7 protein-coding genes and 1 pseudogene are annotated in these 7,594 nt (G+C 66.5%); 7 read left to right on the top strand and 1 reads right to left on the bottom strand.

What is annotated here, in order from left to right; all coding sequences use genetic code 11:
* Positions 1-3 precede the first annotated feature (3 nt).
* The 7 genes from DBR23_RS02275 to DBR23_RS02245 all read left to right on the top strand — a co-directional run bounded on the left by DBR23_RS02275 (position 4) and on the right by DBR23_RS02245 (position 7,011).
* Positions 4-1,275: a PrpF domain-containing protein gene (locus DBR23_RS02275; protein ID WP_108497180.1), complete on the top strand. Its 1,272-nt coding sequence runs from the start codon at positions 4-6 to the stop codon at positions 1,273-1,275.
* 80 nt (positions 1,276-1,355) lie between these two features.
* Positions 1,356-2,222 carry an oxaloacetate decarboxylase gene (locus tag DBR23_RS02270; RefSeq protein ID WP_108497179.1) on the top strand — a complete coding sequence of 289 codons (867 nt, stop codon included), beginning with the start codon at positions 1,356-1,358 and terminating at the stop codon, positions 2,220-2,222.
* 105 nt (positions 2,223-2,327) lie between these two features.
* The gene (locus DBR23_RS02265) at positions 2,328-3,695 is read left to right on the top strand and encodes a bifunctional diguanylate cyclase/phosphodiesterase (protein ID WP_108497178.1); all 1,368 of its coding nucleotides are present in this window, start codon (positions 2,328-2,330) and stop codon (positions 3,693-3,695) included.
* 21 nt (positions 3,696-3,716) lie between these two features.
* Positions 3,717-4,037 carry a hypothetical protein gene (locus tag DBR23_RS02260; RefSeq protein ID WP_146191195.1) on the top strand — a complete coding sequence of 107 codons (321 nt, stop codon included), beginning with the start codon at positions 3,717-3,719 and terminating at the stop codon, positions 4,035-4,037.
* A 135-nt stretch (positions 4,038-4,172) separates the two neighbouring features.
* On the top strand, positions 4,173-4,640 hold the full coding sequence (locus DBR23_RS02255; RefSeq protein ID WP_108497176.1) for a CopD family protein: 468 nt from the start codon (positions 4,173-4,175) through the stop codon (positions 4,638-4,640).
* 77 nt (positions 4,641-4,717) lie between these two features.
* On the top strand, positions 4,718-6,565 hold the full coding sequence (locus DBR23_RS02250) for an ABC transporter ATP-binding protein (protein ID WP_108497175.1): 1,848 nt from the start codon (positions 4,718-4,720) through the stop codon (positions 6,563-6,565).
* 119 nt (positions 6,566-6,684) lie between these two features.
* On the top strand, positions 6,685-7,011 hold the full coding sequence (locus DBR23_RS02245) for an EthD family reductase (protein WP_108497174.1): 327 nt from the start codon (positions 6,685-6,687) through the stop codon (positions 7,009-7,011).
* A gap of 34 nt (positions 7,012-7,045) precedes the next feature.
* On the opposite strand, the pseudogene DBR23_RS02240 reads toward DBR23_RS02245, so the two are convergent.
* Positions 7,046-7,594, bottom strand: a pseudogene (locus DBR23_RS02240) (sel1 repeat family protein); the annotation flags it as partial.

The following is a 7,594-nucleotide window of genomic DNA, read 5'->3' as shown; positions in this document are numbered from 1 at the left end:
AGCATCCACTCCGCACCACAGATACGCATTCCCGCCACCTACCTGCGCGGCGGCACCAGCAAGGGCGTTTTCTTTCGCCTCGACGACCTGCCCGCCCCCGCCCAGCAACCTGGCCCCGCCCGCGACGCCCTGCTGCTGCGCGTGTTGGGCAGCCCTGATCCCTACGGCAAGCAGATCGACGGCATGGGCAATGCGTCGTCTAGCACCAGCAAGGCCGTGATCCTGTCGCGCAGCACGCGGCCGGGCCACGACGTGGACTACCTGTTTGGCCAAGTGTCCATCGACCAGCCTTTTGTGGACTGGAGCGGCAACTGCGGCAACCTGTCGGCTGCGGTGGGGCCGTGCGCCATTCACATGGGGCTGATCGATGCGGCGCGTATTCCACAGAACGGCACCTTTCCGGTTCGCATCTGGCAGGCCAACATCGGCAAGACCATCGTGGCGCATGTGCCCATCAGCAACGGTCAGGTGCAGGAGACGGGCGACTTCGAGCTGGACGGCGTGACCTTTGCAGCCGCCGAGGTGGCGCTGGAGTTCATGGACCCGGCGGAGGATGGCGATGACGGGGGAGCCATCTCGACAGCGCCGGGCCGCCCCAAGCTGGCTAGGGCCCCCTCGGGGGGCAGCGAACCACACGCAGTGGGGAGCGTGGGGGCGTTATTCCCGACGGGCAACGTGGTGGACACCTTGGAGGTGCCAGGGGTCGGCAGCTTCGCCGCCACGCTGATCAACGCGGGCATCCCCACCATTTTTCTCAACGCGCAAGAGCTGGGTTACACCGGCACCGAGCTGCAGCGGGCCATCAACGGCGATGCGACGGCACTGGCGCGCTTCGAGACGATCCGTGCATACGGCGCCCTGCGCATGCGGCTGATCCGCGACCTGGGCGAGGCCGCCACGCGCCAGCACACCCCCAAGATCGCCTTCGTCGCGCCTCCCGCCAGCTACACGGCCTCCAGCGGCAAAGCCATTGACGCCAAGGACATCGACCTGCTGGTGCGCGCGCTCTCCATGGGCCAGCTGCACCACGCCATGATGGGCACGGCGGCGGTGGCCATTGGCACGGCGGCAGCCATCCCCGGCACGCTGGTCAACCTGGCAGCGGGCGGGGGCGTGCGCAGCAGCGTGCGGTTTGGCCACCCCTCGGGCACCCTGCGTGTGGGGGCTGAAGCGGCACAGGTCAACGGCCAGTGGAAGGTGACCAAGGCCCTGATGAGCCGCAGCGCCCGCATCCTGATGGAAGGCTGGGTGCGGGTGCCGGGCGACATTTTTTAAAGCAAAAATGGCTTGATGCGCTAGTGACTCATGCGCCAACAGCTATCAAACATATAGCAACCCAGCTCACCACCCCAACCATGAACACCAGACAACAACTCAAAGCCCTGGCCCAGGCTCGCCGGGGCGTCATCGTGCCCGGCGCTTTCAACGCCCTCTCCGCCCGCGTGGTGGCCGACCTGGGCTTTGAAGCCCTCTACGTCACCGGCGCTGGCGTGACCAACATGTGGTTCGGCCTGCCCGACCAGGCCTTCATGGGCCTGACCGACATTGCCGACCACACCGCACGCATCCGCGACGCGGTGGAGCTGCCGCTCATCGTCGATGCCGACACGGGCTTTGGCAACGCCCTCAACACCTACCATGCGGTGCGTGTGCTGGAGCGCGCGGGGGCCGACTGCATCCAGCTCGAAGACCAGGTCAGCCCCAAGCGCTGCGGGCATTTCAACGGCAAGGACGTGATCAGCACCGACGAGATGCTGGGCAAGATCAAAGCCGCCGTGGATGCGCGCCGTGATGCGGACACCCTCATCCTGGCCCGCACCGACGCCTGCGCCACCCAGGGCTTCGAGGCCGCCGTGGAGCGCGCCCAGCGCTTTCAGGAGGCGGGCGCGGACATCCTGTTTGTGGAAGCCGTCACCACCCTCGACGAGATCCGCGCCCTTCCCCAGCGGCTGGCCGCGCCGCAGCTGATGAACATGGTGATCGGCGGCAAGACGCCCATCACCGGCGCTGAAGAACTGGCCACGCTGGGCTATGGCCTGGTGCTGTACGCCAACGCAGCGCTGCAGGGCGCGGTGGCGGGCATGCAAAAGGCCTTGACCGTGCTGCGCGACGCGCAGCGCATTGACGAAGACCCCGCACTGGTCGCGCCGTTTGCAGAGCGCCAGCGGCTGGTGCGCAAAGCCGACTGGGATACGCTGGAAGCGAAGTACGCCAGGCCTTAGTGTCACCCCCGGGGCAAGAACCCGTCGCGTTTTTGCCTTCAAGGCCGCACAAGCCACCGGTGCCGGGCACAATGGGTCTTTCCAGCACACCGTGCGCGCTGCACCATGCAAAGCATTTCTTCGTTGAACCTGGTGGACCTGTTGCTCGACGCCGTCTGCATCGTGCGGGGAGACAGCTCGATTGTGTTTGTCAGTTCAGCGTTCGAGCGCATCTTTGGGTATACCCCCGACGAAGTGGTCGGCAAGCGCATGCTGGACATGGTGCACCCCGACGACCTGCCCGCCACCCAACGGCAGGCCCACAACGTGACGCAGGGCGAGCTGCAGCTGCAGTTTGAAAACCGCTACGTGCGCAAGGATGGCTCCATCGCCCACATCCGCTGGACGGCCCGCTGGCTGCCCGACAAGCAGGTGCGGCTGGCCGTGGCCCACGATATCACCGCGCGCAAGGCCACCGAGTCGATGCAGGCGGTGATCTACGCCATCTCCGAAGCCGCGCACACCACACACAACCTGCAGGCCCTGTTCCAGCACATTCACCAGATCGTGGGCGGCCTGTTGCCCGCCACCAATTTTGCGGTAGCCCTGTACAACCCGCACGATGACCAGCTGAGCTTTCCGTACCACGTCAACGAGCACCTGCCCGCACCCGAACCCATGGCGCTGGCCGAGGACCCGCGCTATGCGGAGGTGATCCGGGGCGGCGCCACCTTGCTGCTCACGCCGGACTCATCGGTAGCAAAGGCCACGCAGTGGCGCGCTGCGGCGCATGCCACGCAGGCGCCGCTGTACTGGCTGGGTGTGCCCTTGCAGACGCAGCATGGCCCCCTGGGAGCACTGGTGCTGCAAAGCTACACCGAACAAGGCCGCTACACCGACAAGGACAAGGAGCTGCTGCAGTTCGTCTCCACCCAGGTAGCGGCCGCCATTGAACGCAAGCAGATGTATGAGCGCCTTGAACATATGGCGCAGTACGACCAGCTCACGCACCTGCCCAACCGCCAACTGTTTCTGGACCGACTCAAGACCGCCCTGGCCCGCGCGCGGCGCGACCAGACGCTGCTGTCGCTGCTGTTCATTGACCTCGACCGGTTCAAGGAAGTGAACGACACCCTGGGCCATGCCATGGGCGATCTGCTGCTGCAGCGGGTGGCGCAGCGGCTGCTCGAATGCGTGCGCGCATCCGACACGGTGGCGCGGCTGGGCGGTGATGAATTTGTGGTGCTGCTCGAAGGCGGCCAGGCCCGCGAGCACGCCTGTGCGGTGGCCGACAAGATACTCGCGGCCTTTGGTCAGGATTTCGACCTCGAAGGCCAGCGTCTGTACATCCAGCCCAGCATTGGCGTGGCCATCTACCCCGAGCATGGTGGCGAAGAGCACCGCCTGCTGGGCCACGCCGACGAAGCCATGTACCTGTCCAAGCGCAACGGCGGCAACCAGGTGCGTGTGGCGCTGGCGCCTCTGCATTCCTGAGGTCCGTGTTGCCAGCCCGTCTTGCACACGTCCGTCCCTGGCTCTGAGGCGACTTCGGTGTGGGCGTACAACGGGACCAAGCCGCTTGTATTGCAGTGCGCGGTGCGGTTGGGTCTGGCTGTGGCGGCCTTGCCGGTAGCTCTTGCCGTCACGCTGATGCTCTATCCGGTGTGGTCATGGGTGGAGCGCACGACAGGCATCGAAAGCGTGGGCCACAGCGGGCCGGCCAGCTGGTGCTATCTGGCCGTGTGGGTGCCCATGGTCACGGCCCTGCTGCTGCCCCCAATGTGGCGCCTGGCCAAGTCACTCTTGCGCAAGCCACATGGCCACGCAGACACATAGGGGTTCTTGGGTCGAGGCCCACCGCCGCAGGCATATCACCGCACAATGCGGCCTGGCATTCGCAACCCCCCGGCCGGATGCTCTGACCCACCCCTGGGTCACTTCACCACACTCGGCGCCCAGCGCCACGCACCCATGCTCTACAACGCCTTGAAGCTTGTCCATGTCCTGTCCATCATCGTGTGGGTGGGGGGCATGGTGTTCGCCCATTTTTTTCTGCGGCCTGCCGCGCAGGCGCTGGAGCCCCCGCAGCGCGTGCGGCTGATGCATGACGTGCTGCAGCGCTTCTTTATGGCAGTCACTGCCGCCGTGGTGCTGGTGCTGGGCAGCGGCCTGTGGATGATCGGCCGCGCGGCCAAGCAGGCGGTTCAGACGGGCGGTGTGTTCTCCATGCCACTGGACTGGACCATCATGGCCACGCTGGGCCTCGTGATGATGGCCATCTTCGGCCATATCCGCTTTGCGTTGTTCCGGCGCCTGCAGCGTGCCGTGGCAGCGTCGGACTGGCCCAGCGGCGCCAAGGCCCTGGGCAGCATCCGCAGCTGGGTGGGCGTGAACCTGGCGCTGGGTGTGGTGATCGTCGTGGTCACGCTGCTGGTCTAGGGTCTATTGATTGGATGGGCCCGCAGGCTGCTGCCCCGCGCGGCAGCACGCACCGCGTGGCCCCAGGAGTTTTGACGTTGTTCCGTTTCTTCGAAAGCCGGCTTCCCCCCTACCCCGCTGCAGAGCCGCACTTGCCTCCCAAGGCCTTTTTGGCCTTTGTGTGGGACGGCACCCGTGGCCTGCGTGGCTACGTGGCCGCCATGGCAGGTTTGTCCGCAGCCATTGCCATTTACGAAGCCCTGCTGTTTGCCGTGTTGGGCGTGGTGGTGGACTGGATCTCCACGTCTGCGTCTCCGGGCACGCTATGGGCCGAACGCAAAGCGGCGCTGATCGGCATCACTGCGCTACTGCTGGTATCGGTGGTGCTGGTCGCCTTGCAGACCAGCATCAAGCACCAGGTGCTGGCCATCAACTTTCCGCTGCGGCTGCGCTGGAACTTTCACCGGCTGATGCTGGGCCAGAGCATGGCGTTCTACGCCGACGAGTTTGCGGGCCGCATCACCACCAAGATCATGCAGACCGCGCTGGCCGTGCGCGACATGATCTTCACGACCACCGACGTGGTGATTGGCATGGGCATCTACCTGGTGACCATCCTTGTGCTGCTGGCCGGGTTTGACGCGCGGCTGCTGCTGCCGTTTGCCGCGTGGATGGGGGCCTATGGCCTGGCCTGCTGGTACTTTGTGCCGCGCCTGGGCCAGGTGGGCAAGGCACAGGCCGACGCGCGCTCGGTGATGACCGGGCGCATCACCGACGCATACACCAACATTGCCACCGTCAAGCTGTTCTCGCACACGCGGCGCGAATCCGAATTCGCCCGTGCCGCCATGGACGCGTTCAAGCTGACCGGCTATGCGCAGATGCGCCTGGTGAGCCTGTTCGAGATCGTCAACCAGCTGCTGGTGGTGGCCATGATTCTCGGCGCGTGCGGCACGGCCCTGTGGCTATGGTCGGCCGGCGAGGTGGGGGCGGGTGCCGTGGCGGCTGTCACCGCGATGACGCTGCGCGTATCGGGCCACGCGCACTGGGTGATGTGGGAGATGACCACCCTGTTTGAAAGCGTGGGCACCATTCAGGACGGCATCAACACGCTGACCCGACCGCGCGCCGTGGTAGATGCCCCCGACGCCAAGCCCCTGGTCGTGACCCAGGGCGAGGTGCGCTTTGAGGACATGAGCTTTGCCTACGGCAGCGGCCCCGATGCCCGTCCGGTCATCGACCGCCTCAACCTCACCATCCGCCCCGGCGAGAAGATCGGCCTGATTGGCCGCTCGGGCGCGGGCAAGTCCACGCTGGTCAACCTGCTGCTGCGCTTTCACGATGTGCAGTCGGGCCGCATTCTCATCGATGGGCAGGACATTGCCCACGTGACCCAAGACAGCCTGCGCCGCCACATCGGCATGGTCACGCAGGACACCTCGTTGCTGCACCGCTCCATGCGCGACAACATCCTGTACGGCCGCCCCGATGCCAGCGAGGCCGACCTGCACCAGGCGGCCGCGCGTGCAGAGGCCGCAGACTTCATCGCCACACTCACCGACCTGCAGGGCCGCACCGGCTATGACGCCCATGTGGGCGAGCGCGGCGTCAAGCTCTCGGGTGGCCAGCGCCAGCGTGTGGCCATTGCACGCGTGATGCTGAAAGACGCGCCCATCCTGCTGCTGGACGAAGCCACCAGCGCGCTCGACTCCGAGGTGGAAGCGGCCATCCAGCAAAGCCTCGACGGCCTGATGAAGGGCAAGACCGTGATTGCCATCGCCCACCGCCTGTCCACCATCGCCGCCATGGACCGCCTCATCGTGATGGACGCGGGCCGCATTGTGGAAGAAGGCACACACGCGCAGCTGCTGGGCCAGGGCGGCGTGTATGCCCGGCTGTGGGGGCATCAGAGCGGCGGGTTCCTGGGCGAATCCGAAGAGGACTGAGCCCGCAGAGGCAGACAGGCCTCCAGCCGCATGGGCGACACGCTGTCGCGCACGCGGCTGTGCGGCGGGTGTGTTGTCCCTACGGTGGCGGGTTTCAACCACCGGATGGGATCGCACCGATGATCAAAGTCACCGCCGTCTACCGCTGGCGTGAAGGCGCCACCTTCAACCACGACTACTACCACTCCGAGCACATGCGCATCGCCCGCGCAGCATTGCAGCCGCTGGGCCTGGTGCGGCTGGAGAGCGACCGTGTTCTCTACCCTGGCGAGCCGCGCCCGGGCCAGGTGGTGGCGCTGACCAACGCGTTCTTCAGCGACCTGAGGCAGGCCCAAACGGCCGCCAAGGCGACGATGGCTGAGCTGTCGGCAGACATTCCCAACTACACCAACATCCAGCCCGAGTCGTACTTTGCGCAGATGCTGGAGCACCCTGTGACCGCCTGACTGCCTCGGGGGTATGCGGTGGTTGGGTCCGCCACTACCCGCGTTCGCGCAAGGCCTTGAAGAGCAGACCCAGGCACACGCCCATGCCCAGCAAAGGGATGGCAGCCAGCGCGGCGACCACCGCGCGCGCCAGGGGCGACCAGTCAAAGTCGCGCGCTGTGCGCCAGGCGCCCAGCGCCGCGATCAGGCCCAGCACCACCATGCCCACGCGAAAGCTGGCCCCGGGCTTGAAGAAGGCCATGAGCAATGCCCCGTTGGCCACACCGATGCCCAGCGCGGCATGGCCCAGGTGCCAGGCAAACGTGGAGGTGGAGCGTCCATAGCGGGCATCTTCATGGGCATCGCCCTCGTCGCCCTCTTCGCTGCGATGCGTCGGGCCTGTGCGGCTGCGCGATGGGCTGGGCGCCTGCGAACGCGGAGTCTGTGGCTCTGGCGGCCTGGCTGTACCTGGCGACGGCGGGGCGCCATCACCCCGCCCCCATTCGCCAGCGGACAGGCCGGCCGCTGCCGCGATACCCGCCGCCCCGATGGCCGCCCCAACCGGCGCCGGCAGGTTCGGTGCGAGTCCCCGCTCTTGCAGCAC

The organism is Acidovorax sp. HMWF018 (assembly GCF_003061035.1).
Classification (GTDB): domain Bacteria; phylum Pseudomonadota; class Gammaproteobacteria; order Burkholderiales; family Burkholderiaceae_C; genus Acidovorax; species Acidovorax delafieldii.
The sequence above is the reverse complement of the archived record's forward strand: the minus strand, read 5'-3'. Positions and strand labels throughout refer to the sequence as shown.

Excerpts from the sequence above, each read along its gene's own strand:
- DBR23_RS02270 (WP_108497179.1), top strand. The coding sequence starts at position 1,356 with ATGAACACCAGACAACAACTCAAAGCCCTGGCCCAGGCTCGCCGGGGC.
- DBR23_RS02265 (WP_108497178.1), top strand. The coding sequence starts at position 2,328 with ATGCAAAGCATTTCTTCGTTGAACCTGGTGGACCTGTTGCTCGACGCC.
- DBR23_RS02255 (WP_108497176.1), top strand. The coding sequence starts at position 4,173 with ATGCTCTACAACGCCTTGAAGCTTGTCCATGTCCTGTCCATCATCGTG.
- DBR23_RS02245 (WP_108497174.1), top strand. The coding sequence starts at position 6,685 with ATGATCAAAGTCACCGCCGTCTACCGCTGGCGTGAAGGCGCCACCTTC.